Origin of the sequence: Streptomyces monticola (assembly GCF_042665355.1) — a bacterium.
Classification (GTDB): Bacteria; Actinomycetota; Actinomycetes; order Streptomycetales; family Streptomycetaceae; genus Streptomyces; species Streptomyces monticola.
Window position 1 is genome coordinate 367450 of sequence record NZ_JBHTCF010000004.1, and the last position, 26874, is coordinate 394323.

The following is a 26874-nucleotide window of genomic DNA, read 5'->3' on the forward strand; positions in this document are numbered from 1 at the left end:
GTCCGCCATTATCCTCAGGCACCGGCGACGCTACGACGCTCGGCAAGGGCCACTGTTAGCACTGCTGGGTCGATCACGTCACTTCCTCCGAGGATCGCTTGCTTCGCGGCCGACTCCGCGGCAGCGACGAGCTCCGCGTGGCTGAGGCCAACTGCCTCAGAAATTACCTCAGTCCACTGGATCTGTGTCGCGTCCATCAAGGACAAGCGGCGCTGGAGTACCTCCAGGGCTTCCTCTTGCCCAGGCCGGTCGAATCCCACCATCAGGTCAAAGCGGCGGAACAATGCACGGTCAAGCAGACCCTCATGGTTGGTCGCAGCGATCACCAGACTGTGCGGTTCTAGTTCGTCCAGGAAGAGCAGGAAGGAGTTCAGGATCCTTCTTGCCTCGCCGACGTCATTGCCAGCGATGCGCTCGGCTCCCAGGGCATCAAATTCGTCGAAGAGGTACACCCCACGAGTCCGTCCCACCGCGTCGAAGATCAGCCGCAGTTTTGCAGCAGTCTCTCCCATGAAGCGGCTGATCAGGCCGTCGAGGCGGATGCTGTAAAGCGGCAGTCCCAGCTCGCAGGCGACGGCCGCGGCCGACATGCTCTTGCCCGTGCCGGGCGGGCCGGTCAGCAGCATGCGGTGGACGGGCGAGAAGCCGAACTCCCCCAGTTTGGCCCTTTGGCGCTGTTCCGAAAGCACTCGTCGGAGGTGGTCGCGCACCTGTGGATCGAGCGTCATGTGCTCCAGCCCGAGATCGGGATGGCTGAGATGGAGCAGGCCGGCGAGTTCGCGATTGGGGGGCACAGCCGATACTGACTCAAGGTGACGTACCCGCTTGGCCTTGGACGCGTCGATGACATCTCTCAGGGAGGCAGCGCTTCGGGTATGTCCCTGTCGTGCCTCACGGGCTGCGACTTGCAAGGCGACCGCGTAGAAGTTGCGGTCGTCACCGTCCGCGTGTGCCTGTACCAGAGCCTTGATGTGATCAGCCGTCGCAGCCATCGGTATCGGGCACTCCTTTCTGGGTCTCCGCTCGCCGCCGCGGGACCTCAGGGTGGCACGGATTCAGACGCTATCGCAGGGGGCTGACAACGCCAGCGAGCAGGCCGGATGTGAATGCACGCAGTGTTACCCTCCCGTCGAGTAGCGATCTCGCCCCGGCTGGTGTCGGCGGCGATTGCATCGTGCCCCACCCTGGCCTCTTAGGTTCCGCGGGCGGACCAGTGGTCCAGCCGTTTGAGGCCGCCGACATCACTCGCAAGACGTCTGCGCAGTATGTGACGCAGCTGCGCATGTCAAGATCATAATCGCCAAAGATACGCCCAGACGACGGCACGTCCGCATCAACCACCTGCCCGACCGGGTGTCTGCTGTTCTACCCCGGCGGATCTACTACGCATCGCACCCCTCGCCTCGCAGGCTCCTCCGGCTGGAAATCCATGATCGCTCTCAACTGACCTACAGAGAGGAAGCCAGACATAGTGGGAGGCGGGCCCACCCGCCTCCCACCGAACCTACTGACACAGATCGCGCTGCGGTTCCGGGCCGAAGGCCTCCACGTCGCCGGACGCACCGTCCAGCAGATGGCATTGAATGCCGTCGACTCCAAGCGGCGCTGCATCGAAGTGGCCGCCGACCGCGCCTGCTCGAAGCATGCCGTAACGGCGGTCCCCGCCCGACGTTTCAGGCCGGATCCCGGTCGGATCCGGCGTCCACAGATGCCCGGGTGCGGCCTGGCGGCTGGGGCGCAGGGCGTTCTGCATGATGGTGCGGCAGCGGTCCCAGGAGGCGGGGACGATGTGGCCGTACACATCCACGGTGGTCTTGATGGATTTGTGTCCGAGCCAGCGGGAGACCTCGTGGATCGGAATGCCGTGGGCCAGAGCGGTGGAGGCGAAGAAGTGCCGCAGGCCGTGGGGGGTGTACTTCGGGCTGCCGTCGGGCTTGGTGACCCCGGCGTCTTTGAGGGCCTTTCTGAAGTGGTAGCCGTAGGTGTTGGCCGTGGGCATGGTGCCCTTGCCGCGCTCGCGGGGAGCGAAGAGGACCTGGACGTCGCCGACGGTCTTGACGCCCCAGTCGCGCAGGTGGGTGTCGATCTCGTCGGCGAGGAAAGCGGGGGTGGGGATGTCACGGTATTCGCCTTCGGCGCGGTGCTTGAGCGGGATGAACCGGGTGACGCAGTCCTCGCGGTGGGCCTTGGAGCTCACCTGGCGTCGGATGCGCACGAATCCGTCACGGTGGCAGTCCGCGGAGAAGGCCAGGGTCTCGCTGATGCGCAGCCCGGCACCGGCCTGGAGGTAGATCGTGAGCCGGTACTGCGGGGAGATCTGTTTGGCGATGAGGTCCACCTCGTGCAGCGTGGGAATCTCGTCCTCGTCGACCGCGTGGGAACCGGTGCGCGGCAGCTTGATCCCGTCAGTGGGGTCGTCGGGACGCCGCTTCTCCTTGATCGCGGCCTTGAAGAGGCTGCTCACCATCTTCATGCGGTCGCAGACCGTGCTGGGGGCGAGCTTCTTGCTGACGGTGGCCACGAAGGACTCGATGTCCTTGGCCTGGACCCCGATGACGGTCTTGGCTCCCAGGGCGGGGATGAGGTGAATGCGCAGGAAGCTCTCGTAGTTGCGCCACGTGCCGTCGGCGATGACCTGGCGGGACAGCCAGTCGGTGGCGTATTCGCGCAGCGTGATATCGCCGCGCTTGGGGTCGAGATAGAAGCCCTCGTACTTGTCGTGCTCCAGGCGCCCGGCGAAGGCCTCGGCCTGGGACTTCTTCTCGAAGCTGGGCTGACGTTCGGCTCGCGAGGTGCCTGGTTCGCGGTAACGGACGGTCCAGGGATGCCCGCAGCGGTCCTTTGTACACGGGTAGTTGATGTTGCGCTTGTCGCTCTTGCAGCGCTGGTAGATGGTGGACACCGGTCTTGCGTCCTCCTCACGGGCCGGCGCGGGCTCGCGTCAGCCGTAGTGGTCGTCGAGATAGCGGGTGACGTCGCGTTCGCGGAACCGCAGGAGGCGTCCGACCTTCTGGGGCTTGATGCCCCACAAGCGGTACTTGTTCCTGACCGTGGTCGTACTGACCCGCAGCCATGCCGCGACCTCTGCCACGGTCAGCAACCGATCCCGTCCGTCCGGGACGGAGCGCCCGCGGACCGGGGTGGAGCGCGGGCGTCCGCCGCTTCCTTTCCGGGCGGGGGCGGTGGGCGGGGTGCGGCACGGTGGGGAACCGGTGGCCGGACCGGGCGTGGACCATGGACGCTCCGTCTCGGCCCCGTCGTCAAGGGCACTCTCATGTCCCGCCGGTTCGTGCCGTGTCTGCCCGGTCACCGCGCTCCTCCCACGTCCTCGTAGGGGTGGGGCGCTGATGTCGCGGGCGGCGGAATGCCGTCCGGGAGCAGGAGCTTCAGAGCGTGTGCGGCTTGCCGGGGGACGACGCTGTTGCCGAGCAGGTGGAGCTGGTCGGCGCGGGACAGGCCGGGGGTGGCGGTTACCCAGCCCTTCTCGTGGCCGAGCATCCATTCCACGAGCTGTGCGGAGAGGCGCTGGGTGCCGGGCACGGTCGGTGCGGGAGCGGCGCCCCCGGTCACGTACTCCCATCTGCGGATGGCCGGGAGGTAGGGGCCCCACCATTCGGGAGGTGAGTGACCGCTGTGCGCAGATTCATCCCGCCCTTGCGTTTCGGCGTGGTGCCGGCACCGCCGTGGGCGTCCGCCGATGTCGGGGTGGGCAGCAGCGTGAGGGCGCTGGCCTGAGTGGAGGCTTGCGAGGCGGCGAGCTGGGCCGCGGTGGAGGCAAGGGTGAGGCTGCCGTTGCGGTAGCGCTGGTTGGGGGAGCCTTTCGACCCGTCGCTGGCCCTGGGAGTGGGCAGCAGGTGCTCGATCTCGTCGGCCAGGGCCGGTCCGTGGCCTCCTGTCTTGCGTTTGTCCGGGTTCTGGGAGCTGCCGCCTCGGCCGAGGTCCGCAGTCTGGGTCTCCATCTGCGGTGTGCGGGGCGGGCGTTCGGGGCCAGGCGCACAGGAACACGCGGGCCCTGGCATGTGCGGCTCCGATGTCGCAGGCGCGGAGCACGCGCCAGTCCGCATCGAAGCCGCGCTCGGCCAGACTTGCGAGAACGACGCCGAGTGCCCGCATGCCAGGTTCTTGTGCGGGGTCTCCCAGACACGTCGGGCAGGGTTCCACGTCGCGAACGGGGGTGGTGCCGGCTCGGGTGGAGAGGATTCCGCGCACATTCTCGATAACCACCATCCGTGGATTCAGGGCGGAGAGGGTGTCGGCGATGTGGTGCCACAGGCCCGAGCGTGAGCCGTCGAGTCCGGTACGCGGCCCGGCGACCGACAGGTCCTGGCAGGGGAACCCGGCGGTGATCACGTCGACGGGTTCGACCTCGCGGAAGTCGGTAGTGCGGACGTCACCGTGATTGGGGACGCCGGGCCAGTGCCGAGCGAGGACCCGGGCGGCGCGAGGGTCGATTTCGGCGTGCCAGGCGATGCGGCCGCCCAGCACTTCCTGGACGCCGAGGTCGAGCCCGCCGATTCCACTGCAGAGCGAGCCGATCCGCAGCTCGCGAGTGGTCACGGCCGAGGCCCCGTCTGACAGGTGCGGGAGGTGAAGGTGGCTGCGGTGGCGGGCTTGACCCGGCCCGTACGCGACCGCGCCCGTGTTCCATCACGGTGTCCGGAGGAGTTCGGCGCGCATGACCTCCCGGAACTTAGAGCCTTGGCCAGGACGATCACATCCTCGTGCTGGACGACCGAGAGCGGGATGCCCTGACGGCGGGCGTCGCGGGCGTTCTTCATCTGGAAGAAGGAGGGGCGGGCGATCAGGCGGCTGTCGCGGATGCCCGCGAGCAGGGCCACGCAGCGCTCGGTGGGGACCAGTCCGGCCGCTTGGCCGGCGGCGAGGACGGCGGAGGGCAGGTCGATGAGTTCGCCGCGCTCGCGCCAGGGGCGGGTGGTGACGACGACGGTGCCGCCGGGGCGCAGGACGCGGCGGCACTGGTCGAGGATCTCGGTGAAGGCGACCAGGAGTTGCTCCACTCCTACGTGGGCAAGGTTCGTCGGGTCGTGGCTGTAGCGGAAGTCCTTCTTGACCACGCCGCGTTCGCCGGTCTCGCGGGTGGAGCGGACCTGGCCGTGCACGCTGGAGCCGTACGGGGGTGAGGTGACGACGAGATCGACCTTGCCGTGGAGGCGGGTGGGGATGAGGTCGGTGAGCTGGCGGGCATCGCCCAGGAAGACGGATCCGGTGCCGGTGCCGCCTTCGTGAGCGGCGGAGGCGGTGTTGAGTTTGGCGAGGTGGGCCCACTTGGGCTCGTACTCGACGCCGAACGCGTGCCTGCCGAGGTGGATGGCTTCGACGAGGGTGGTGCCGATGCCGCACATCGGATCGAGGACGAGGTCGCCGGGCTTGGAGCAGGCGCGGATCGCGTGGGCGGCGATCGCCGGGAGCATCTTGGCCGGGTGGGCCGCGGATCCGGGGACGTAGCGGCCCTTGCGCTGGGCGGGGGCGGAGGTGGGGGCGGTGTTCCACGCCGAGCAGAGGGCAGGCATGGTGAACTCCTCGGTGTTCAGGCGTGGTTGATCGCTGAGAGGACGAGAAGGTCGCAGTGCGCCACTCCGGGGCTGGCGTCGCCCGGCGGGCAGGGCACGAGGCGATCGCCGACGGGGTGGGCGTAGGCGATGGCGATGTGCTGCAAGTAGCGGAAGCCAGCACTGCGGGCGCAGGCGATCAGCGTGCCGAGCGGGTCGGTGAGGACTCCGGCGTCGCGGCGTTGGCGGGTGGCGAGCAGGAGCAGTCCGTCGGGCGGCAGGAGGTGGTGGGCGCGGTGGAAGAAGCCGGGCCAGCCGCCGTCCATCACGCCGGGGGCCGTGCCCAGTCGGGCGAGCATGGCGCCGTCATTGAGGGCCGGGAGGGCGTCGGGGTGGAGTTCGGCCAGCAGGGTCGGCGGTCCGGCCGGTGCGTCAGTTTCGGCGCCGTGGTCGCCGTCGGTGCACGGAATGCGTGTGTCCATGCCAGGTTCGGTCTCTCGGATCGAGAGCCGCAGCAGCCGGGTGGGCGGTCGGCCCGGCAGACGAAGGTACTCGGTTCGAATCTTGTCGATCGCCCAGTCGGGCAGAACTCGGCCCGGTGCGGGAGCTGGGGACGGCTCGTCGTGGGCAGGCAGCCAGATCGTGATCGGCAGCGGGGGCGGGACATTCGGGGTGCGGGGGTGGGCCATGGTGGGCGCGCTGGGCGGGCCGGGCGACGCAAGGTGCTGACGTCTATCTAAGGAGGATTTCCAGGGGTGATCCTGCCAGCCGGCGACAAAGACACTGGTCAGCGGCCGATCTGCCACACCTGCGGTAGGCGACGCCCCGGTCGGCGGGGTCCTTGTGGAGTGCGGCCAACGACAGCGGGCGCCGCGACGGTGCCGGAGATTCTTTGGTGGAGTTCTCCGGTCGGCTGAGTCTGACATCGCTGCTGGTGAGGGGCGGATCTGCTACGGCGCGTCCGGGGCGTGGCAGCGCTGTGGCGGAGCGTTGGCAGCCACGTGGCGAGGTGATGGCGGGGCCGTGGCAGGGGCGGCTGGCGCGATGGGCGCGTCCCGATGCACCGCACTTCGAGGCAAGGAGCCCCGCGATGCGCGCCACGTCCGCCTGTCCCGCCCGTTCCGCTCGTTCCGCCCGTACCGTCTCGTTCGTTTCGCCGTTGGAAGAGGTCGAGTCCGCGTTTCTCGCGCTGGCCGCCGACCCTTGGCCGCTCACTCTGCCTGCCCGCCTGTTCACGGACGCGCTGGCGGGTGGAGTGCTGCCGGTGAACCGGGTTCGTGCCCGGCTGGTCCACCCCAGTTGCACCGAGGATGCCCGGACAAGGGTATGGGCGGAGGTCCTTGCCCGCCGCGCCGCGCGCAGGGAGCCGTGGAGCACGGTCGCCGTCGGCTTCACCGTTCCCGCGCTGCGGCGTCTGCTGGCGCGGCTGCCCCGCTTCGCCGAGATCGAGATCTGCGAGCTGGAGCAGGAGGTGTTGACCGCGGTGAGCGCCGAGCTCAACCTCCTGGCCGTGAACGAACCGCAGGCCGGACTGAGGCTCGTGCGAGCCGGTGACCGCGCCGCCCACCGGCGGCTGTACGCGGCCCAGCGGACACGACGTACTGCCCCGCTGCCGTTGGATGAGAACTCTGTCCCCCAGCCGCTTCCCGCAAGTGGAGCGGCTGCCATGTGCGCGGTCTTGCAGCGGGCGGTGCACGAGAAGGTGCTGACGGAAGCCGAGGCCGAACTCATCGCCCGGACACGGGTCGAGCGCCAGGTCATGGCGAAGGCCGCCGCGGCCGTGGGGATGAGCGCACGCAGCGCCTTCCGCCATCGCGCCGCCGCCGAGGAGCGGCTCGCAGCCGCCCTGGCCGCGCAGGACTTCTGACCAGGGTCCGGCCAGGGCTTGGCACGATCAGGTCCCGAAATTCTCCTTAGAAGGTGAGAGCAACTGCGGCACGTCAAGCGCCGTAGAGCCGCTCTCGTCCCGTACGTCCCCGGGGTTCGGGCACGGCGTCTCGTGCTGACACCCGAAGTGGCCCCCACGCCCCGCACCAGCGGCTCGCCTTCGCAGCGAAGGAGGTGAAGCGCCGGCGCGGGCCGGCCCGGCCCGGGGGACGAGGCCTTCGCGCCTCCTCTCCCCTCTCCTTGGTCCGCTCCTGTCTCTTCTCCCGCCTGCCGCCCGCGCCTTGGAGGTGCATGTCCGTGCCTGCGTCACTGCACCCGTCCCGGATCAAGGGCCGTCGGCATGGCCTGCGCCGCCTTGGCCGGCAGGTGTGCCGGGGGCTGTTCGTGGCCGTACTCGCTCTGGCCGCGCTGCTGTGCGACCCGCCCAGTTCGTGGGCGGTCGCGGACATCCCCACCGTGATCACGAACCTGCGGAACTGGGTCGTCGGCATCCTTGCCGGACTCGCCACTCTGTTCCTGACGTTCGGCGGCCTGCGCTACCTGATGGCCGGCGGTGACCCGGGCGAAGTCGAAGCCGCCAAGCGGGCGTTGAAGGCCGCCGCCATCGGCTACGGCCTGGCCGTCCTCGCCCCAGTACTCGTCACGGTGCTCCAGGGCATCGTCGGCGAAGGCGGGGGCGCGGAATGAGTCGGGCCCGGCGCTGGATGCGCCCGCGGCATCATCTGCGACTGCTCGCCTTCGCATTCCTCCTCGTCGTCGCGGCCACCGTCGTCGTGCCGACGCTGCCCGTCTCATACGCGGTGGCCGTACCGTCCACGCCCACAGATCCGGAGCCTCGGCCCGAGCCGGGACCTGCCGCCCCCACACCGGCAGAGCCCGAACCATCACCCGGTCCCACACCGGCGCCCGGCGACGCCGACGGGAACGAGGACGGGGGCGGGGGCGGGGGCGGGGACGATCCTGCCTCCCCTGAACCGACTCCGGGACCGACCCCACCCGCCTGCGCGGCTGACGGCGACGACAGCGACTGCGACCCGGGCACCGGCTTCAACCTCGGCCCGCTCACCGACATCCCAGCTTTGATCGTGAACGCGGTCACCACATTCCTCGGGACGCTCCTCGATCAGGTCATGAAGCCGGCCCGGGAACTCCTCGCCGACACCCTGCTGTCCACACCCGACGTCACCAAGCAGCAGCCGATCAAGGCGCTGTGGACCGGCGCGATGGGTATCACCGCCGGGATCTATGTGCTGTTCGTGACCGCCGGCGGGATCACCGTCATGGGACATGAGACCGTCCAGTCCCGCTACGCCCTCAAACAGATCACCCCGCGCCTGTTGTTCGGCATGGTGGCCGCCGCACTGTCGCTGACCGTCATGGGCAAGGCCATCTCCCTGGCCAACGCGCTCTCCCACGCGGTGCTCGGCACCGACGTGAGTGACGCGGGCAAGGGCCTGGTGGAGCGCGTGATCCCCTTTGCTCTGTTCGGCGTCCCGGGTCTCAAGCTGTATCTGCTGCTGCTCGCCGTGGTGATGGTCGTGCTCATCGTGGCGGTGCTGATCGGCTACGTCGTGCGGATCGCGGTGATCGCGCTGCTTGCCGTGTCCGCGCCGCTGGCGCTGTCCTGTCACGCCCACCCGCTGACCGAGGGCGTGGCCCGGATGTGGTGGCGCGGCCTCGCCGGGTGTCTCACCATCCAAGTCGCCCAGTCGATGACGTTCGTCGTCGCGCTGAAGATGTTCTACGCCCCCGGCGCTACCCTGCTCGGCTTCCCGAAGCCGAGCCAGCTGGGCACCATGCTCACCGGGCTCGCCCTGTTCTGGATTCTGTTCAAGATCCCTGGGTGGTGTCTGCGGTCCGTGTTCCGATCCACCCCGATCCACCCCGGGCTGCCCGGCCCGCTCCGGACACTGCAATACCGCCTGCTGTGGGACCTGTTGGGCCGCGCCCTGCCCGCCATGCGGAGCATGCGCCATCTGCGCCACGGCGGCCGGGGCTGGGGCGGTCCGGGCGGGGGCCGGTCAGGTGGCGGGGGTATCCCCGGCAGCCCACCGCCCACGGGCGGGAGCGGAGGCGGCGGGGGCAGAGGTGGAGGGGGCCGGGGCGGGCCAGGCCGGGGCGGCGGGAGCCATCTGCCTGCACCGGGTGGACCAGCTGGATTCGCGGTGCGCCGCAGCCGGGCCCTCCTCGCCACCGCCCGACAGCGCGCCGGAGCAAGAAGCAGTGGCGGCAGCGGCGGTGGCGGTGGCGGTGGCGGTGGCGGTGGCGGTGGCGGTGGCGGTACGCCAACGAGCGGCGCCGGACCCAGGCCCGCAGGGCAACCGTCCACCCGGCGTTCCTCATCCACGCAGAGCCCACCACCGCGCACACCTCCCTCAGGCTCGCGGTCGGTGATCCACCCGGCCCAGGCGGTGCACAGCAGGCAGACGGTACTGCCGATCCGCGCGCAACGTGTTCCCGCCCGTCCAGGCCGGGCGACCCAACTGCGCCTGCCCATTCCCGCCGAGCGCGTCCCCCGCCGCGCCTCGCCCGCTGCCGCGGGGACCGTGCCGAGTACAGGCCCCGCGGTCTCCACCGCGCCGGGACCACCCCGTGCACCCCGACGGCCCCGGCAGCTGGCGCTTCCCATCCCTGCCGAGCGGGTCCGCCGCCGCCCCGCCCGGCCCGTACAGCTGCGCCTGCCGCTCGAACCACCCGCCCCGCCCGCCGCCCGGAGGTGAACCGTCATGCCCGACACAGATGACGAGTACGTCGCATCGGCCCGTATCCCCGCCGACGTAGCGAAGAGTGATCCACTGCTCGGGCCGCTGACCGCGCGGCAGTTGGCGATCCTCTCCCTCGCCGCTCTCGTGCTGTACACGGGGTTCTGGGCCAGTCGTCCGTTCATGGCGCCGCTCGCCTACGCGGCGCTCGTCGCTCCGCTCGCCGTGCTCGTGACGGTGGTGGCGGTAGGACGGCGCGACGGCATCGGTCTGGACCGGCTGTTGCTGGCCGCCGTCCGCCACCACCGTTTCGTGAAGCGGCAGGTGCCCGCGCCCGAGGGTGTCCCCGCGCTCCCGGATGTCACCCCGGCCGCCTGGCGCGCAGCCGCCGGCGGCGCACCGACCGCTCAGCGCCTGCCGTGTGAAGCCGTCACCGAGGCCGGTGTCATGGATCTCGGGCGGGACGGGCAAGCCGCATTGGCAATGTGCAGCACGCTCAACTTCCACCTGCGCACCGGCGGTGAACAGCAGGCGCTCACCGAGGCATTCGCCCGCTGGCTCAACGCGCTCACCGGCCCCACCCAGCTCCTGGTGCGGGCCCATCGCCTCGACGTCGCCCCGCTCGTCCACGACCTCACCCAGCAAGCCGCCCAGCTTCCCCACCCGGCGCTCGCCCAGGCGGCCCTGGCCCACGCCGCCTACCTCGACCAGCTCGCCGACGAACGCGACCTCCTCACCCGGCAGGTCCTGCTGACCACCCGCGAGCCCTCCGCCTCCGGCGGCCCGCGTGCCGCTCATCGCCTCGACGAGGCGGCCCGCGCCCTGGAAGCCGCCGAGATCACCGTCACGGCACTGGACGGCGCATCGGCCGCGCACACGCTCCGCCTGTCCGCCGCCCCCGAAGCCCTCGACCTGGGAGGTGCGTGATGCCCCGCTTGTGGCGACGTACCGCCGCATCGCGGCAACGCGTCGATGTGCGGGACGAGTTGGCGCGGCTCGGCCCGGACGGTATCGAGGTGCACGCCCGGACGCTCGCCGTCGGCAGTCAGCTGGCCGCCACGCTGGTGGTGACCGGCTATCCGGCAGAAGTGGTACCGGGCTGGCTGGATCCGCTGCTCACCTACCCCGGCCGCCTGGATGTCGCCCTGCACATCGAGCCCGTGCCCAGCGCACTCGCCGCCCGACAGCTGAAGACGCAACGCGCCCGCCTGGAATCCACCCGCCGCACCGGCTTCGACCGCGGCCGGCTCGACGACCCGGACACCGAAGCCGCCGCCCAGGACGCCGCCGAGCTGGCGTACCGGATCGCGCGCGGCGAGGGGAAACTCTTCCGCGTCGGCCTGTACATGACCGTCTACGGGCGCGACGAAGAGCACCTCGCCGATGAGGTCGCCTCCGTGCGGTCCGTCGCCGAGTCCCTCTTGGTCTCCACCGCCCCGGCCACCTACCGCTCCCTGCCCGGCTGGCTCGCCACGCTCCCGCTGGGCCTGGACACGCTGAAAGTGCGCCGCACCTTCGACACCGAAGCCCTCGCCGCCTGCTTCCCGTTCGCCTCCCCTGACCTGCCCGCCGATACGGCCATGAGGCCGGGCGGAGTCCTGTATGGGGTCAACACCGCCAGCGGCTCTCTCGTGCTGTGGGACCGGTTCGCGCAGGACAACTACAACTCCGTGCTGCTCGCCCGGTCGGGGGCCGGGAAGTCGTATCTGACCAAGCTCGAACTGCTCAGGCTGCTGTTCACCGGCATCGAGGCGAGGGTCATCGACCCCGAGGACGAATACGTGCGCCTCGCAGAAGCGGTCGGCGGCACGGTCATCCGGCTCGGCGATCCGGCAGTCAGGCTCAACCCATTCGACCTGCCGCCCTCCGCGGGCGGGGACGGGGACGCACTGACCCGGCGGGTGCTGTTCCTGCACACATTCCTGTCCGTGCTCTTCGGCGCCGAGCTATCGGCTGCCGAACGTGCCGTCCTTGACCGGGCCGTTCTTGCCACCTACCGGCATGCCGGCATCTCCACCGATCCGGCCACCTGGTCACGCCCGGCGCCGCTGCTGAAGGACCTGGCCGAGCAGCTGACGACGATGACGGACGCGGCGGCCGGTTAGCTGGCAGCGCGCCTCGACCCATACGTGAACGGCTCGCACCGGCAGCTCTTCGCCGGGCCGACCACGTCCCACGCCACCGGCCATCTGGTGGTGTTCTCCCTCCGGGAGATCCCCGACGAGCTGAAGACCGCGGGCATGCTGCTCGCTTTGGATGCGATCTGGCGTCAGGTCGCCCACCCCGGCCCGCGCAGGCGCCGTCTGGTCGTGGTGGACGAGGCGTGGGTGCTGATGCGCGACGGGCACGGAGCACGGTTTCTCTTCCGGATGGCCAAGGCCGCCCGCAAGTACTGGACCGGACTCGCGGTGGTCACCCAAGACGCCGACGACGTCCTGGCCAGCGAGCTCGGGCGGGCGATCGTGGCGAACTCCGCCACCCAGCTGCTCATGCGCCAGGCCCCGCAGGCCATCGATCAAGTCGCCGCCGCCTTCCGGCTGTCCCGCGGGGAGCGGCATCATCTGCTGTCCGCTCCGCGCGGGTGCGCGTTACTGCTGTCTGGCCGAACGAAGATCTCTTTCAGTCCCGTCGCCTCCGAGACCGAGCATGATCAGATCACCACGGACCCGGCCGAACTCCAGGCGAATGAAGTCGCCTTGGAGTGCGAGGAAAGCGACCCGTACGGGCTTCCCGATCTGGACGGGCTCTCTGATCTGCCAGGGCTTGCGCCATGAGCGCCGGCCGTCCCGGCGGACCGGTGGTGGACTTTCTGACCGATCCGGGCTCCTTCTGGCCCGGCCTCCTGGGCGGCAAGGACTTCCTCAGCGCGTCCTGGCCGTGGCTGGTGGCCTTCTGCGCCGCGACCGCGGCGGCCGTCGGCGCACTGCGGGTGGTCGTGCACCGGCGTCGGCAGGCCGCCCTCGCCGACGGCGCCCACCTGGTCACCGTCCTCGCCCCGCCCACCGTGCCCGAGCGCGGCGGCGAGGTGCTGTGGGCCCAACTGGCCGGCCTGCTGCGGCCCTGGCACCAGCGCCTGCTGCACGGCCAGCCGCACGTCGGCTTCGAATACGCCTTCACTGGCGACGGACTGGCCGTACGGCTGTGGCTGCCGAAAGGTGTACCCAGCCCGCTGGTGCGCCGGGCCGTCGAGGCCGCCTGGCCCGGCGCCCACACCACCGTGAGCCACGCACAACCTCCGCTCCCCGTAGGCTACTTGCACACTGCGGGACGCTTTGCCCTGGCACGCCCCGAGGTCCTGCCGCTGCGTACGGACCACAAGGACGATCCCCTGCGTGCCCTGCTGCAGGCCGCTACCGACATGGCCGCCGGCGAGCAGGCACTCGTCCAGATCCTGGCCCGGCCCGCGACCGGTGCCCGCGTGCGACAGGCCAGGCACCGGGCCCGCCGTCTGAAGGCCGGGCGCTCCGCGTCGCGCGTCACGCTCCTGCTCCGGCTCTTCTCTCACCGTCCCCAGCCGGTCTCGTCCACCCCGCAGGACCCCTCGCACGGAGCTGAGGTCCGCGAGAGCGTCACCAAGCTCACCGGCCCGCAGTGGGAGACCACGATCCGTTACGCCGTCACTCTGCCGCCCACGGGCGACGGAGCCGGGACGCGACTGCGGGGCCGGGCCCATGCCGTCGCCTCCGCCTTCCTGCTCTTCGCCGCCCGCAACTGGCTGACCCGCCACCGCCTCCGTATCCCCCACCGAGACCTCAGCGCCCGCCGCTTCCCGCTGCGCGCAGACCTCCTCTCGGTCCCGGAACTGGCCGCCCTCGCCCATCTGCCCTGGGATCCGGACGCCCCTGGCCTGGCCCGCGCCGGTGCCCGCTCCATCGCCCCACCCCCAGCCGTCCCTCAGCCCGGCCCCGACATCAAACCGCTCGGCGCGGCGGACACCGGCGCCCGCCGCGCCGTCGGCCTCGCCGTCCCTGACGCCCGCCAGCACCTGCACCTGATGGGCGCCACCGGCTCCGGCAAGTCCACCCTCATCGGCAACCTCATCCTGGACGACGTACAAGCAGGCCGCGGCGCGGTCGTCATCGATCCCAAAGGCGATCTGGTGGCCGGTCTCCTGCACCGGCTGCCGGACACCTGCGCGGACCGCCTGGTGGTCATCGACCCCGACGACGTCCACGTACCGCCGTGCCTGAACGTCCTGGACGGCACGGACATCGACGTCGTCGTCGACAACATCACCGGCATCTTCCGCCGTATCTTCACCGCCTTCTGGGGACCCAGGACCGACGACGTGATGCGCGCCGCCTGCCTGACCCTGCTGCACCACGCCCAGGTGACCAACCGGCTCGTCACCCTCGCGGACGTACCCCGGCTGCTCGGCGAGCCGGCCTACCGACTGCGAATGATCCCCACCATCAAGGACCCCGTCCTGAAAGGCTTTTGGACCTGGTACGAGGAACTGTCCGAGCCATCCCGGGCCGCCGTGGTCGGCCCGGTCATGAACAAGCTCCGCGCCTTCCTGCTGCGCTCCTTCGCACGCCAGGCCATCGCGTCGGGCGAGTCCACCTTCCACCTCGCCGATGTCCTGGACGGCGGCATCCTGCTCGCCCGCCTGCCCAAAGGCGCGCTCGGCGAAGAGACCTGCCGCCTGCTCGGCTCGTTCATCGTCGCCAAGACCTGGCAGTGCGCCGCCGCCCGCGCCCGCACTCCCGAGCACCAGCGCATCGACGCCGCCCTGTATGTGGACGAGTGCCACAACTTCCTCACCCTGCCGTACCCGTTGGAGGACATGCTCGCCGAGGCCCGCGGCTACCGCCTGTCCCTGACGCTGGCCCACCAGAACCTCGCACAGCTCCCCCGCGACCTGCGCGAAGGCATTTCCGCCAACGCCCGCAACAAGGTCTTCTTCAACGCCTCCCCGGAAGACGCCCACGCCCTGGAGCGTCACACCCTGCCCACGCTCGGCGCCCACGACCTCGCCCACCTCGGCCCTTACCAGGCCGCCGCCCACCTCCTCACCGACGGCGCCGAGTCGGCCGCGTTCACCCTGACCACCCGTCCCCTGCCGCCCGCCCGGCCGGGCCGCTCGGACGACCTACGGGCCGCTGCGGCCCGCCACTTCGGCGGCACCACCAGCCGCTCCTTCCACCTGCCCCTGTGACCTCGAAAACTCGTGACCTCGTGACCTCGAAGGAGCGGCCATGCCAACACCCACCCCCGACCCCCGCTCCGGTTACGTGCCCCGGGCCGCCGTCCGCCGGCGCCGCCCAGCACAGGCCGCCCGCGCCCGCACCAACCTCGCCGAGCTCACGGCCCGACTCACGCCCCGCGACGTCTGGCTGACCGAGATACTCCACGAACACAAGGTGCTCACCTCGCACCACATCGCTCAACTCGCCTTCGGCGGCGGCCATCGCACCGCCAACCGCCGCCTGCGCGAGCTGTACTTTCTCGGCCTCGTCGATTCCTTCCGCCCTCTGAGGCAGACGGGTTCCGCCCCCGAGCACTACACCCTCGGCAAGGCCGGGGCCGAACTCCTCGCCGCCCGTGCCGGAGTCGAACCGGCCGCCACTGGCTGGCGCAAAGACTCGTGTGCCCGCATCGCCTTCTCCCCGACCCTGGAGCACACCCTCGGCGTCAACGCCCTCCTCGTCACCTTGGCCGTCACCCGGCGGCTTCCCATCTGGCTGTCGGAGCGCTCCGCCACCCGGCTGTGGGGCGACTGGACCCGGCCCGACGCCTACGCCCACTGCGCGGCGCCGAGCGGCCAACTCCTTCCGTTCTTCCTGGAGTACGACACCGGCTCCTACAACCTCGCCCGGCTGGAATCCAAACTCCCCGGCTACGCGGCCCTCGCCTCCACCACCGGCACCCGCACCCCGCTCCTCATCCACACCCGCACCACACGCCGCGAAACCGCCCTGCGCCGCCGCCTCGCCCCGTCAGCCGGCCAGCTCGGCCTTCTCGTAGCCACCGGCAACGCCGAACTCGCCGCCCCAGACGCAGCGGCCTGGCTCCCCATGGACTCCGTCCCCAGCACACGGCTCGACCTCACCCAACTCACCACCCATTGGCCCCACCTCACCCCCGCACTGACCCCCGACACGACCTTGCCCGCGCCCGGCCGACGCGCCGCGCTGCCCTGGCGGCCCATCCCGCCGCTCCCTCCGGACGAGGAACGGCCATGAGCGCCCTCGCCAAGACCACCGGGGGCATCGGCTGCACGATCCTCGCCCTGCCCCTGCTCGCGGCACTGACCGTGGCCGCGCTCATATCCGGCCTGCTTCCCGGCGGCGCCGACGGGTCCGCCGCACCCAGCAAGCACGCCCTCGCCGACATCCCCGCCTACATGCTCGCGCTTTACCAGCGTGCCGCTCCGGAATGCCCCGGCCTGTCCTGGACGATCCTGGCCGCGATCGGCAAGGTCGAGACCAATCACGGCCGCCACCCCACGATGATCTCCTCAGCAGGCGCCGTGGGACCGATGCAATTCCTGCCGTCCACCTTCAAGGCGTACGCCTATCCGGTCCCACCCGGCGGAAAGAAGCCGCCGACCCCGTGGGATCCCGTCGACGCGGTCCACGCCGCCGCCCGCCTACTGTGCGCCAACGGCGCGAAGAACAACAAGAACCTCCGGCGGGCCATCTGGCACTACAACCACGCGGACTGGTACGTCGACAAGATCCTCAAGATCTCCGGACGGTACGCGGCTGCGGCGCCCGTCCCAACCGGCGCGGCAGGCAAGGCCGTTACCTTCGCCCGCGCCCAGCTCGGCACCCCCTACGTGTGGGGCGGCGACGGACCTGCCGAGGGCGGCTTCGACTGCTCCGGACTCACCCAGGCCGCCTACCGTGCCGCCGGCATCAGCATCCCCCGCGTCGCCCAGGCCCAGTACGATGCGGGGCCCCGTCTACCGAGGAAGGCCCAACTGGCCCCAGGCGACCTGTTGTTCTTCGGCACCGACCCTGGCCACATCACTCATGTCGGCATCGCCAGCGCACCGGGCCGGATGATCGACGCGCCCCGCCGGGGAGCAGTCGTGCGGGAGCTCCCCCTCGACGTGGCCGCGAGGTCCGACTTTCAGGGTGCCTCCCGACCCGCTGCCGGGCGGGGCCCCCGATGACCGGCCCCAGCCCCTCCGAGGCCCGACGGTTCCTTCACGCCCTGACCCGGGCCTTGGGCGCCGTCGCCGTTCTCGCGCTCGTCTTCACAGCGGTGAACGTGACGCTGTTCGCGGTAAGTCAGGGAGTGCCGTGGCCCATTGCCGTCCTTCTCGACCCCATGCTGGCTCTCGGTTTGGTGGTCGCCCTGTACGCGGAGGCCCGGCTGGCCGATTGGGGCGTCAGTCCTTCCCGGTGGTCGACGGCTCTGCGGTGGTTCACCGGCACGGTCGCGACGCTGATGAACATCTGGCCGTCGCTGTGGCCGGACGGACGGATCGGCTGGCCGACCCGGGCCGATCCGGCGGGCATCGTCCTGCACGCCACGCCGACCCTGCTCCTCGTACTGCTCACGGAGACAGTGGCCGCCTATCGACGAGGCATCTCGCCGCTCCTAGACCGGATCGGCCCCGCCGATCCCACGGAAAACTGCCTCGCCCCCGCCTCCCTCCGGCCCCGATCGTCCGAACCTGACCCACCTGGCATCAAACCGATCACCGAGCCCTCGATCGGTCCCGCTCCCCCGCCCGATCCTGCCCCTTCCGGCGCTCTGACCGCCCCGGCGCACCCGGCCACACCCCCACCCTCCGACGACGGGGGCCCCACGGCGGCCGACAGCGCGCCGGGCACAGCCTCGGTGACCCCGGTGGGCGAAGCGCGTACGGACAGCCCGCCACAGGGCGACGTGTGGGCGCGCGCCACAGCGATCGACGACGCGGTGCGTGCGGTCACTGGCCGACCGGTGAGCGTCTGGCGGCTCCGATCGGATCTGCACCTCGGCCCGAAGCGGGCCCGCCAGATCCGGACGCAGCTCCTGGCCCGTCGGCCCGACCACGCCGAACCGCTCTCCTGACCAGCGACGATCCGTTTTCCCACCGTCGATCGCAATATCCGCCGATCGACTTGACAGGGGAAACCCTATGGAGCGTCCATGGGTCGCACCGGCCGAGCGTCACGGGTTCACGCACCCCGAACCCACGGGCGCCGGGCCGAGTTCGACCGGGATCTTCTGCGCTGCGCACGCACCCGTTCGACACCGTGGCATTCCATGCCGCACCCCGGCCGGGGACCTCCGTCCATCTCCGCTCACCGGAAGCGAGGCCCCACCATGTCCGATGTCCAAGACTCCAACGTCCGTGATCTGCGCCCAGTACCCAGCCCTCAACCTCTGACCGGCCTTACTGGTGCCCCTGCGGCGATCTACACCGAGCTGGTCACCACCCCGTACGCCACGGCGGCCGAACTGGCCCTTGCCGCCGGGCTCGGCCGCTCCACGGCGACCAATGCCCTGGCCACCCTGGAGAAGCAGGGGCTGGTCGTGCGTGAGCCCGGCGGGCACGAGGGGGCGCGGCGCGTCCCCGACCGCTGGCGCGCTGCGGGTGACTCCCCGTTGGCCACCGGCGATGACGACGCCGCCGCCAATCACGACAGCGACACCACACGCACAGGCGACCGCCCGGAGCCCGCACCCACCAGCCCCACGAAGGTCGACGCCAACGGCACTGGCACTACGAGTGAGAGCCCGTCGACCACGCTCGGCGAGCAGACGGTCCACCCCGAGGCCCCAAGCGACGGGGGACAGCCAGTGGCTGAGAGCGCGGCGACCACCTCATTCGGCGAAGGCAAGCGACTCGCACCCGGTGCTCTGAGGCAGTTGGTGGTCGGCCACCTCGAAGCGCACCCCGGCAAGGCTTTCACCGCGACCGGCATCAGCCGTGCCATCTCGAAATCCTCAGGCGCCATCGCCAACGCGCTGGTCACGCTCGCGGGCCAGGGTGTCGCCGAGCAAGTCACCGATCGCCCCCGGACTTACCGGCTGGCGAATCCGAGCGGGACAGAATCCGAGTAGCCGCAGCCCCAGGCCCGGTCCGGGCGCATCGCGCGCATGGCGCGGTGCGCCCGGACCTACTGCGTTCTGCTCACCGAGGCTCCTGCCCGCCCCCCCCAACTCGACGCGGCTTAGTGCTGCGCGCCCGCGCGGCATCATCCGGTGCAGGCCGAGACCGGTCAGCTCCGGGTGGCAGACCAGGCTGTCCGGCAGCCTGCGGTGCAGCTCGTGCGCGGTCTGCGTCTTCCCGCCGCCGAAGGGTCCGTTGATCCAGACCAGCATCCTGCGAGACTGACCGGTCAGCACCTGCCGTTCGGGGATGGATCGCGCCCACACCGAGATGCCCTTCCAAGCGCCGACCGGATGTTGTCTGGCTGCGCGCCAGTTCATGCAAGATGCACCGATAGGCCGGGCCGATGGCATACACGGAATCGGTCGGTTCGCCCTGAAGCGGAGCACCACCCTCCCTCGTCTCTTTCACAGGTGTCACACATCGCTTCATACAGCTCGCACATCACGAGAGGCCCTGGGCGCCCCGCCTCCGCTTGCGGCCTGTTTCCGGACAGCCCACCCGTCCTGCCTTTCGATCGTCCTTGCCGGGCCCCGGTAGCCGGTGCCTATCGTGATCGCCGCGCCCGCAGGTGCAGACCAACGGCATGTGCGCGGTTGCTACGGGGAGGGAATGCGCACGGCTGCGCCGGCCGCAGGCTGGTGTGCCGTATCTCTTGCCGCGGGCGCTGGAGAGCCGGCAGGGGGTGCGGCCGAGGTGGCCTGGCCACGGGCACGGTGTGTGCCTGTCCCCCGCAGGCGCCGTGCGGCTTCCCTTTGCGGCCGCGCCGCCGCGCCCCTTGCCTCGACAGTGCACCATCGGTTGATCAGGGCAAGGAGATCCGAACACCATGCACTTAGGCACCTCACGCACGTCGGTCCGGCGTGCCCGCATACGTGCAAGACGCTCCGCGCTGGCGGCTACGGTCGCCGTCGCACTCTCCCTCGGCGTGGTTCCAGCCGCCGCAGCTCCCGGCAAGGAAGACAGGCCGTCCACTGTTTGGGGCAAGGGCGGCGAGAAGGCCAAGATGCCGCCGGTGAAGGTCGGCAGGACCAAGGCTCCCGCCTCGGTCCGCGAACAGGAGGCCGCCGCCGCGGTGGCCCGGTGGCGGGCCGTGCAGGAAGAACGCTCCCGCGGCACCAAGGAGCCGGCGCAGCTGAGCGCGAAGGACCGGGCCGCGCTCGCGGCGGTGGTCCCCAAGGGGCAGGGCCAGGTGCCCTGGCACCAGATCTCGGACGTCTGGGTGACTGACTCCCTGGTCGTGCGCGTCAACTACTCGACCGGCAACCTCATGCTCGCCGCCACTGACCTGCACCTGCCCGGGGTGGGCAAGTCGCTTCAGCTGACGCGGACCTACAACTCCCTCGACGCGCCCTGGGGGAAGGTCTCCCAGCGATGGTGGCAGGGGTACGAGCGCTACCTGCAGGTCGAGACCGACAAGATGGTCCTCTACGACGCCACCGGCGCCTCGGTGTCCTTCAGCAAGAAGAGCGATGGCACCTTCGCCACCCCCGAGGGCTACCGGTTGGACCTGAAGAAGACCTCCAGTGGTGAGTACACGGTGACCGAGCGCGGCTCGGGCATGAAGGACACCTACAGCGCGGCCGGCACCCTGGTGAAGGTCACCGACCGCAACGGTGGCCACATACTCGTCGACCAGCACGACGAGGGCAGCGAGCACAAGGGCTTCAAGATCACTGACGACCGGTCCGGCCGCTCGATCGACCTGCTGAAGACCGATGCCTCGCAGTGGCAGGCCAAGGACAACACCGGTCGCACTGTCGTCTACGACCTCAACTCGGCGGGGGATGTGGCCAAGACCACCGACACCGAGGGCAAGGCCACCAGCTTCGTCTACGACTCGAACCGCCGCCTGACGAAGATCACCACCCCCGAGGGGCGCGTCACGGTCTTCACCTACGACGCACAGAGCCGCGTCACTTCGATGAAGCGCGCCACCACCTTCGACGGCTCCGGCGAAACCGGCCCGACCTACCTGTACGACTACACGGCGGCCACCCCCAACTCCGAAGGCATCACCACCGTCACCGACCCGGTCGGCGACACCACCACCTACAAGCACGCCGCCGACGGCGAGATCACCAAGGTCACCGACGCCCTCGGGCGCAACCGGGAACGCACCTACGACGCCAACCGCAACGTCGCCACCGCCACCGACGCCATGGGTGTGGGCTCCACCCCGGGCAATGTCACCGCCTACGGCTGGGATGCCCGCTCCAACCCCACCACGGCAAAGCTGCCCACCGGCGCGACGTCCTCGCTGACCGGCTACCAGACCATCGCCGGCGCCGACGTCCCGGGAAAGATCACCACCGCGGACGGACTGTCGGCCACCTACAGCTACGACAGCGCGGGCAACACCACCAAAGAGACCGTCGCCGGCACCGAGGGCGGCACACGCACCTTCACCTACAACCCCACATCACCGACCTGCGGCGGATTCAAGGGCCAGCGCTGCGAGATCAAGGACGCCAACAGCAACGCCACCCAGTTCACCTACGACGCCAAGGGCAACCTCTCGAAGGTCACCCCACCCAAGCCGCTGGGCGAGACCACCTACACGTACGACCAGGCCGGACGAGCCACCAGCACCACCGACGGCCGCGGCACCAAGGTCAACTTCACCTACGACAACCGCGACCGCATCACCAAAGTCTCCGGCCCCAGCGGCTGGGCCGAGTACACCTGGGACGGCGACGGCAACCTCAAGCAGCGCTCGGATGCCACCGGCATCACCAAGTACGACTTCGACCCTCTGAGCCGCGAAACCGTCCGCACCCTCCAGGACGGCTCCCAGACGGTGCTGACCTACACCGCCGACGGCAACGTGGAGACCTACCACGACCCCTCGGGCATGGTGCGGTACACCTACAACAAGACCAACAGGCTCGAATCCCTGACCGACCCCTACGGGCAGAAGACCGGCTTCGAGTACAACGCCAACGACGCCCGTAGACAGATCAGTTATCCGGGCGGCACGGTGCAGACCATCACGCGGGACGCGGCCAACCGGGAGACAGCCATCAAGGCGACCTCGCCCAAGGGCACTCTGATGGACCTCTCCTACAGCTACACGTACACCAGCGGCACCACCACCAAGGACGGCTCGAAGATCCGTACCCGCACCGACGCGGTCAGCGGTCTCAAGCGCACCTACGACTACGACTCCGCGGGCCGTCTGACGTTCACGAAGGAGACCAAGGGCTCGGCCACCAACGGCAGCTGGCTGTACTGCTACGACAAGGCCGGCAACCTGACCTCGCAGGGCACCGCGGCCGGCTGCCCCGGCGGCTCCACGTACACCTACAACGCCGCCTCACAGATCACCGGCAAGAACGGCTCGACGGCCAACTGGTCCCACGACGCCGCCGGAAACGAAACCGCCGCCGCACCCACCACCGACACCACCCGCACCGGCGGGCAGTGGAGCGACTTCTCCCAGCAGACCGCTCTCACTCACAGCGGCACCGACTACAAGGCCCGTTACGCGAGCACCGACAACTCCGAGCGCACCCAGTTCGGCTCGACGGCGTTCCACCACGGACCGCTCGGCCTGTCCGCCCAGACTCTCAGCGGCGTGGACACGAACTTCACCCGCGAACCGGGCGGCACACTCAACTCGTTCCGTACCAAGAACACGACCTACTACTACCTCGCCGACGCCCTCGGCAGCATCGAAGCCGTCGTGAACGCGGACGGCGAGAAGGTCAACACCTACGGCTACAGCCCCCGCGGCGTCACCAGCGCCAACGAGAAGGTCCCCCAGCCCTACCGCTTCGCCGGCGGCTACCAGGACCCCACCGGGCTGTACCACTTCAAGGCTCGCTTCTACGACCCCAACATCGGGCGCTTCACGCAACCCGACCCGGCAGGCCTGGAAGCCAATCCCTACCTCTACGCCTCTGGCGACCCCACCAACATCATCGACCCGAGCGGCCTGTTCGGATGGTCAGACATTGGTGAAGGTCTCGGCGCCTTCGCCGGAGGTGTAGTCGGTGTGGCAGCTACTGCCGCGCTGTGCTCCACAGGCGTCGGATGCGTCGTCGCCGGGGCAGTCATCGTCGGCCTCAGTTCAGGATCCGGAGCGGCTATCGGATCCGCCGTGGGCGGCGGAGACTACGAGGACCGCGCCGACGCCTTCAAGAATGGGACCTTGTGGGGAGCACTCGGTGCGTCCCCGGCCGGGTCCTGGCTGGGGCGCTTCTTCTAGGTAGCAGGCAGCGTAGGCATGAGGGCCTGCGAGCGTGCATCGCTCGCAGGCCCGCCGGGAGGAGAAACCCTGCAATGAAGAACAACAGGCCAAGCCTACGGTCACGTTGGCGTGCAGCAGCGCGTGTGAGCCTCTTCGGCGCCATTATCACGGGACCCCTGAAGTTCCTCAACTCCGGGATCGGCTGGGACGTGCTGTTCTCCGCGCTGGTCGGCGCTGTCGCAGGCGGAGCTCTCGGCTTTCTGGTTCCCTCTCTCCTAAGCCGCCCTCGACCTCAGCGTCCACTTCCGCCTCCTCCACCACACCCGCCTTCGCCGCCACCCCCGCCACTCGAGTAGGGCTCCACTCAATCCACGGCGCCCGGGCCTAGCCCCCGAACTCGCCCTCGCCGCAGGGCTGGGCCGTTCCACCGCCACCAGCGCGCCGGACACTCTCGAAACGCTCGGGCTCGCTTCACGCCCACCGGGCGGGCATTTCGCCGGTGCACTCCTTCCGGGCTCGCTCCTGGGTATTGCGATGCCTCCCCGTCGAACACCTCAGGGGCAGACCCGATGAAGTATTTGCCGCCACCGGCATCAGCCGCGCCATCGAGAGATCATGCGGTGCGATCGCCGGCTACTCGGCGGTCTGGCGAAAAGGGGTGTGCCGCCGAGCAGATGAGTGAGCGGCCAAGGACCTATCGTCGCGCGCCCACGACCACTCAGAGCTGACCGCCCCCCATCAGCCCGTGCCTCCTGTGACACCCATGTGGGTGTCACAGGAGGCACGGGCTGCTTTCGGCATGCACCGAAACCAGCAACTGCTTGTCATTCATACGAGTCAGAAACAGGGCCGCATCGTCGACAGGTTGCAGAGGAAAGTCGATGCCCGCGCCGTTCCACCTTGGTGCTCGATGCAACAGCGACAGTCTTCCGACTGCCGTCAGCCGCGCGAGGACCAAGCTTTGCCGCCGACTACGACACGAGTTCAAGCCCAGTAACTCCCCAACAAGGGGCTTCTATACCGGCTCCGCCATACCGTGCCCCAGACGCAGACGGCTTCGCCGAATAGTGCTTCAAGTCCGAGAGGCTGGTGGGCATCTCGCCGATCGGCGAACGCGCGGACGCTCACCAAGAGGCTTCAAGGAATGAAATGCGCCAGCCCAGACAAGAGTGAAAATCCTGAAATGCATTCCGCTTACTGAGCAGCCGGGGCACCTACGAGGTTAATTCCTCGTTAACCAGCATTCCGCTCACTGATTACTTTCCAGCCGCACCACAAGAACCGATTGCCGCACTCAGGAGTTCGAATATAGCTTTGGCGGCACAACGTTCGGGCTATGCCAAAGGCAAGCGCACGGAGAGTGTGCAGAATTGGAAGTTCAGGTGGCGGCAAGGCTTGCCATCTCGAATCCGTCAAGCCTGCGGCATGCGACATAGGAGAGGTCACTTGAGGTTCAAGAATCGTGCGGCATCACTGATCGGGGCAGGTACGCTCCTGGCGGGAGCGCTCGTGGGCGCCACTGCGACCAGCGCAAGTGCCGACCCGCCAATATGTGATGGCATCAGGGCCGTACAGAACAACTCCGATGGCTACGGCTACTTCAAGGAGAACAACACCCACTTAAGGGACGCGCCGTACGAGGTGTGCGACTCCACACGCCACGGCGCGGGCAGAAAGATCTTCTATTGGTGCCAGTGGACGAATGGCTACGGAAACAAGTGGATCTACGGGCGCCTCTCCGGTACCGAAAATTACGGCTTCGTGTATGCGCCTAACGTTCGGCATGGCGGAGGCTCACTGAAGGCTTGCTGACAGGGGCGCAGTTCTAAGTCCCCTGGAGGCGCTGCCGGCCCCCAAACACAGAGAGCTTCTGGCGGTTGGATCTCCTCAACGGAGCTGCCGCTGGAAGCCTCTCTGTGTTTCTGCCTCGCCATGAAGAGGGCTATGGTTGCACTCTTTGTCGAGACTCAGTGGTTTGGGACCTGGACACGGACCTCCAGGCCTCCGTCCTCACGAGGCGTTGCTGTCACTGTTCCACCATGAGCACGCATCACGGAGCGGACGATGGACAGGCCGAGGCCTGCACCCTTGTCACTGCCGGTGCGCGCCGCGCGTAGTCGGCGAAAAGGCTCGAAGAGATTCTCGATCTCGTACCCGGGCACCAGCGTGCCTGTATTTGAGACAACCATGACAGCGTGGCCACGCTCAACTTCCGTGTCCACTTTCACCCAACCGTTCTCAGGAACGTTATAGCGAATGGCGTTCTGTACCAGATTGAGGGCTACGCGTTCCAGGAGAACGCCGCTGCCCTGAGTGACTGCCGAGCGCCGCTCACCACGGATCTCAATGCCCTCTTGGCTCGCCTCTGAGCTGCTTTGGTCGATGGCCCTCGAAGCGACCTCGGCGAGGTCCACGGGTTTGCGGTCCACGATCTGATTGTCGCTGCGGGCCAACAGCAGCAAACCCTCGACGAGTTGCTCACTCCGCTCATTGGTAGCCAGGAGCGTCTTGCCGAGCTGCTTCAGTTCGATGGAGGCCCCTGGGTCGGAGAGATGAACCTCTAGGAGTGTGCGACTGATGGCGAGCGGAGTGCGCAGCTCGTGTGAAGCATTCCCCACAAAGCGCTGCTGAGCGGTGAACGCCCGTTCCAGGCGATCCACCATCTCGTCGAACGTATCGGAGAGTTCCTTCAGCTCGTCATCGGGGCCGTCCAGTTTGATACGCCGTGCTAGGTCGGTGGCAGCGACCTGGCGCGCGGCGCGTGTGATCCGCCCCAGGGGCGCCAGGACACGGCCCGCCATCGCGTAGCCGAAGGCAAACGCCACCGCCGTGAGTATCAGCAGAGCCAGCAAAGAACGGTTGAGCAATGAGTTGAGCGATGCGGCGCGTTGTTGGTCCACGCACTCTCGCAAGATGCTGTTGAACTCGGCAGGGCTTTGGGCCAGTTCTAGCGCAGGACAGGTGCTACTCGACCAACGCACCCCGTATCCATCAGTGATGCGTACGCTCGCGCCGTCATTTTGCAGGGCTTCAGCAGCCAGTAGATAAATGATCGAGAGAAGCACAATCCCGGCCATCAGGAACATACCGCCGTACAGCACCGTCAGCCGAATCCGGATAGTTGGACGCAGCCGCGACAGGTTCCCGGTGGCCTCAATTCGATACCAGGAACGCCCGGTGGGGGACGCCTGTGGCGGATGTTGTGGTTTCGGCGGGAGCATCGATTGCGGAGCACCCTCGGGGGTACGGGCCATGACCTCACATCCGACTTAACGAGCTGCCGCCCAAGGGGATCGCACCCGTCGGGAAGCTAGGGGAGAGTTGCCCCGGGCTCTCAGCGCGTACCCGGTGGAGGTCTATAGCGATCCAGCGCTTGCCCATGGGCATGGCTTCGCGCACCGTGGCAGGTCCCTTCGCGTGGAGTGAGTGCGCAGTCATCGTGCCTGCAGTGGGCATAAGTTGACGGTAAGAACGTGTCAGGTGAACGCCCCATTGCGAGCGAGGGAAGGCCTCGTCCATTCGCGGCGC

The 26874-nt window shown here is 69.1% G+C and carries 20 protein-coding genes and 2 pseudogenes; 12 read left to right on the forward strand and 10 right to left on the reverse strand.

Features of this window, described 5'->3' with window-relative positions:
• Nucleotides 1-14: 14 nt before the first annotated feature.
• From ACFQVC_RS12785 to ACFQVC_RS12820, 8 genes and pseudogenes are all read right to left on the reverse strand, one after another.
• Entirely contained in the window at nucleotides 15-992 is a 978-nt protein-coding gene (locus ACFQVC_RS12785) for an AAA family ATPase (protein ID WP_381830181.1), read from the reverse strand.
• 512 nt (nucleotides 993-1504) lie between these two features.
• Nucleotides 1505-2902 carry a tyrosine-type recombinase/integrase gene (locus tag ACFQVC_RS12790; RefSeq protein WP_381830183.1) on the reverse strand — a complete coding sequence of 466 codons (1398 nt, stop codon included), beginning with the start codon at nucleotides 2900-2902 and terminating at the stop codon, nucleotides 1505-1507.
• A 39-nt stretch (nucleotides 2903-2941) separates the two neighbouring features.
• Nucleotides 2942-3091 carry a helix-turn-helix domain-containing protein gene (locus ACFQVC_RS12795; protein ID WP_381830185.1) on the reverse strand — a complete coding sequence of 50 codons (150 nt, stop codon included), beginning with the start codon at nucleotides 3089-3091 and terminating at the stop codon, nucleotides 2942-2944.
• Nucleotides 3092-3306: 215 nt separating this feature from the next.
• Nucleotides 3307-3570 (reverse strand): hypothetical protein, encoded by a 264-nt coding sequence (locus ACFQVC_RS12800; protein WP_381830580.1) that lies wholly within the window; start codon nucleotides 3568-3570, stop codon nucleotides 3307-3309.
• Nucleotides 3567-3959 carry a hypothetical protein gene (locus ACFQVC_RS12805; protein ID WP_381830582.1) on the reverse strand — a complete coding sequence of 131 codons (393 nt, stop codon included), beginning with the start codon at nucleotides 3957-3959 and terminating at the stop codon, nucleotides 3567-3569. Before ACFQVC_RS12805 ends, ACFQVC_RS12800 begins: the two co-directional genes overlap by 4 nt.
• Nucleotides 3960-4047: 88 nt before the next feature.
• A pseudogene (locus ACFQVC_RS12810) lies at nucleotides 4048-4557 on the reverse strand (DNA cytosine methyltransferase); the annotation flags it as partial.
• Nucleotides 4554-5531 (reverse strand): TRM11 family SAM-dependent methyltransferase, encoded by a 978-nt coding sequence (locus ACFQVC_RS12815; protein ID WP_381830186.1) that lies wholly within the window; start codon nucleotides 5529-5531, stop codon nucleotides 4554-4556. The gene ACFQVC_RS12815 and the pseudogene ACFQVC_RS12810, both read right to left, overlap by 4 nt.
• A 17-nt stretch (nucleotides 5532-5548) precedes the next feature.
• Nucleotides 5549-5992 (reverse strand): hypothetical protein, encoded by a 444-nt coding sequence (locus ACFQVC_RS12820; protein ID WP_381830188.1) that lies wholly within the window; start codon nucleotides 5990-5992, stop codon nucleotides 5549-5551.
• A 608-nt stretch (nucleotides 5993-6600) separates the two neighbouring features.
• Here ACFQVC_RS12820 and ACFQVC_RS12825 point away from each other — a divergent pair.
• The 11 genes from ACFQVC_RS12825 to ACFQVC_RS12875 all read left to right on the forward strand — a co-directional run bounded on the left by ACFQVC_RS12825 (nucleotide 6601) and on the right by ACFQVC_RS12875 (nucleotide 19105).
• The gene (locus ACFQVC_RS12825) at nucleotides 6601-7377 is read left to right on the forward strand and encodes a hypothetical protein (protein WP_381830190.1); all 777 of its coding nucleotides are present in this window, start codon (nucleotides 6601-6603) and stop codon (nucleotides 7375-7377) included.
• 386 nt (nucleotides 7378-7763) lie between these two features.
• Nucleotides 7764-8084, forward strand: coding sequence for a pilin (locus ACFQVC_RS12830; protein WP_465270591.1), 321 nt, complete (start codon nucleotides 7764-7766; stop codon nucleotides 8082-8084).
• Entirely contained in the window at nucleotides 8081-10117 is a 2037-nt protein-coding gene (locus ACFQVC_RS12835; protein ID WP_381830192.1) for a hypothetical protein, read from the forward strand. The genes ACFQVC_RS12830 and ACFQVC_RS12835 overlap by 4 nt, the downstream gene beginning before the upstream one ends.
• 6 nt (nucleotides 10118-10123) lie before the next feature.
• Complete coding sequence (locus ACFQVC_RS12840) at nucleotides 10124-11026, forward strand: PrgI family protein (protein WP_381830194.1); 903 nt, start codon at nucleotides 10124-10126, stop codon at nucleotides 11024-11026.
• Complete coding sequence (locus ACFQVC_RS12845) at nucleotides 11026-12204, forward strand: VirB4 family type IV secretion system protein (protein WP_381830196.1); 1179 nt, start codon at nucleotides 11026-11028, stop codon at nucleotides 12202-12204. Before ACFQVC_RS12840 ends, ACFQVC_RS12845 begins: the two co-directional genes overlap by 1 nt.
• A 24-nt stretch (nucleotides 12205-12228) precedes the next feature.
• A complete protein-coding gene (locus ACFQVC_RS12850) occupies nucleotides 12229-12873 on the forward strand; it encodes a TraG/VirB4 family ATPase (RefSeq protein WP_381830198.1) in 645 nt (214 codons plus the stop codon).
• Nucleotides 12870-15257 (forward strand): type IV secretory system conjugative DNA transfer family protein, encoded by a 2388-nt coding sequence (locus tag ACFQVC_RS12855; RefSeq protein ID WP_381830200.1) that lies wholly within the window; start codon nucleotides 12870-12872, stop codon nucleotides 15255-15257. Before ACFQVC_RS12850 ends, ACFQVC_RS12855 begins: the two co-directional genes overlap by 4 nt.
• Nucleotides 15258-15297: 40 nt before the next feature.
• Nucleotides 15298-16284 carry a replication-relaxation family protein gene (locus ACFQVC_RS12860; RefSeq protein WP_381830202.1) on the forward strand — a complete coding sequence of 329 codons (987 nt, stop codon included), beginning with the start codon at nucleotides 15298-15300 and terminating at the stop codon, nucleotides 16282-16284.
• Nucleotides 16281-17219, forward strand: a complete 939-nt coding sequence (locus ACFQVC_RS12865; protein WP_381830204.1) for a C40 family peptidase — start codon at nucleotides 16281-16283, stop codon at nucleotides 17217-17219. The genes ACFQVC_RS12860 and ACFQVC_RS12865 overlap by 4 nt, the downstream gene beginning before the upstream one ends.
• Complete coding sequence (locus tag ACFQVC_RS12870; RefSeq protein ID WP_381830205.1) at nucleotides 17216-18109, forward strand: extensin; 894 nt, start codon at nucleotides 17216-17218, stop codon at nucleotides 18107-18109. The genes ACFQVC_RS12865 and ACFQVC_RS12870 overlap by 4 nt, the downstream gene beginning before the upstream one ends.
• A gap of 255 nt (nucleotides 18110-18364) precedes the next feature.
• Nucleotides 18365-19105, forward strand: coding sequence for a helix-turn-helix domain-containing protein (locus ACFQVC_RS12875; RefSeq protein ID WP_381830207.1), 741 nt, complete (start codon nucleotides 18365-18367; stop codon nucleotides 19103-19105).
• A gap of 129 nt (nucleotides 19106-19234) precedes the next feature.
• Here the strand turns inward: ACFQVC_RS12875 and ACFQVC_RS12880 are convergent.
• A pseudogene (locus tag ACFQVC_RS12880) lies at nucleotides 19235-19366 on the reverse strand (ATP-binding protein); the annotation flags it as partial.
• Nucleotides 19367-20160: 794 nt separating this feature from the next.
• On the opposite strand from ACFQVC_RS12880, the gene ACFQVC_RS12885 reads away from it, so the two are divergent.
• Nucleotides 20161-23364, forward strand: coding sequence for an RHS repeat-associated core domain-containing protein (locus ACFQVC_RS12885; RefSeq protein WP_381830560.1), 3204 nt, complete (start codon nucleotides 20161-20163; stop codon nucleotides 23362-23364).
• A 1949-nt stretch (nucleotides 23365-25313) separates the two neighbouring features.
• On the opposite strand, the gene ACFQVC_RS12890 is transcribed toward ACFQVC_RS12885, so the two are convergent.
• Nucleotides 25314-26600 carry a sensor histidine kinase gene (locus ACFQVC_RS12890; protein WP_381830209.1) on the reverse strand — a complete coding sequence of 429 codons (1287 nt, stop codon included), beginning with the start codon at nucleotides 26598-26600 and terminating at the stop codon, nucleotides 25314-25316.
• Between the last annotated feature and the right edge of the window lie 274 nt (nucleotides 26601-26874).

Bases quoted from the DNA above. Each gene is read 5' to 3' on its own strand.
- ACFQVC_RS12890 (WP_381830209.1), bottom strand. From the start codon at position 26,600: ATGGCCCGTACCCCCGAGGGTGCTCCGCAATCGATGCTCCCGCCGAAA.
- ACFQVC_RS12840 (WP_381830194.1), top strand. From the start codon at position 10,124: ATGCCCGACACAGATGACGAGTACGTCGCATCGGCCCGTATCCCCGCC.
- ACFQVC_RS12820 (WP_381830188.1), bottom strand. From the start codon at position 5,992: ATGGACACACGCATTCCGTGCACCGACGGCGACCACGGCGCCGAAACT.
- ACFQVC_RS12845 (WP_381830196.1), top strand. From the start codon at position 11,026: ATGCCCCGCTTGTGGCGACGTACCGCCGCATCGCGGCAACGCGTCGAT.
- ACFQVC_RS12860 (WP_381830202.1), top strand. From the start codon at position 15,298: ATGCCAACACCCACCCCCGACCCCCGCTCCGGTTACGTGCCCCGGGCC.
- ACFQVC_RS12785 (WP_381830181.1), bottom strand. From the start codon at position 992: ATGGCTGCGACGGCTGATCACATCAAGGCTCTGGTACAGGCACACGCG.
- ACFQVC_RS12855 (WP_381830200.1), top strand. From the start codon at position 12,870: ATGAGCGCCGGCCGTCCCGGCGGACCGGTGGTGGACTTTCTGACCGAT.
- ACFQVC_RS12875 (WP_381830207.1), top strand. From the start codon at position 18,365: ATGTCCGATGTCCAAGACTCCAACGTCCGTGATCTGCGCCCAGTACCC.
- ACFQVC_RS12865 (WP_381830204.1), top strand. From the start codon at position 16,281: ATGAGCGCCCTCGCCAAGACCACCGGGGGCATCGGCTGCACGATCCTC.
- ACFQVC_RS12835 (WP_381830192.1), top strand. From the start codon at position 8,081: ATGAGTCGGGCCCGGCGCTGGATGCGCCCGCGGCATCATCTGCGACTG.
- ACFQVC_RS12805 (WP_381830582.1), bottom strand. From the start codon at position 3,959: ATGGAGACCCAGACTGCGGACCTCGGCCGAGGCGGCAGCTCCCAGAAC.
- ACFQVC_RS12825 (WP_381830190.1), top strand. From the start codon at position 6,601: ATGCGCGCCACGTCCGCCTGTCCCGCCCGTTCCGCTCGTTCCGCCCGT.
- ACFQVC_RS12885 (WP_381830560.1), top strand. From the start codon at position 20,161: ATGCCGCCGGTGAAGGTCGGCAGGACCAAGGCTCCCGCCTCGGTCCGC.
- ACFQVC_RS12815 (WP_381830186.1), bottom strand. From the start codon at position 5,531: ATGCCTGCCCTCTGCTCGGCGTGGAACACCGCCCCCACCTCCGCCCCC.
- ACFQVC_RS12870 (WP_381830205.1), top strand. From the start codon at position 17,216: ATGACCGGCCCCAGCCCCTCCGAGGCCCGACGGTTCCTTCACGCCCTG.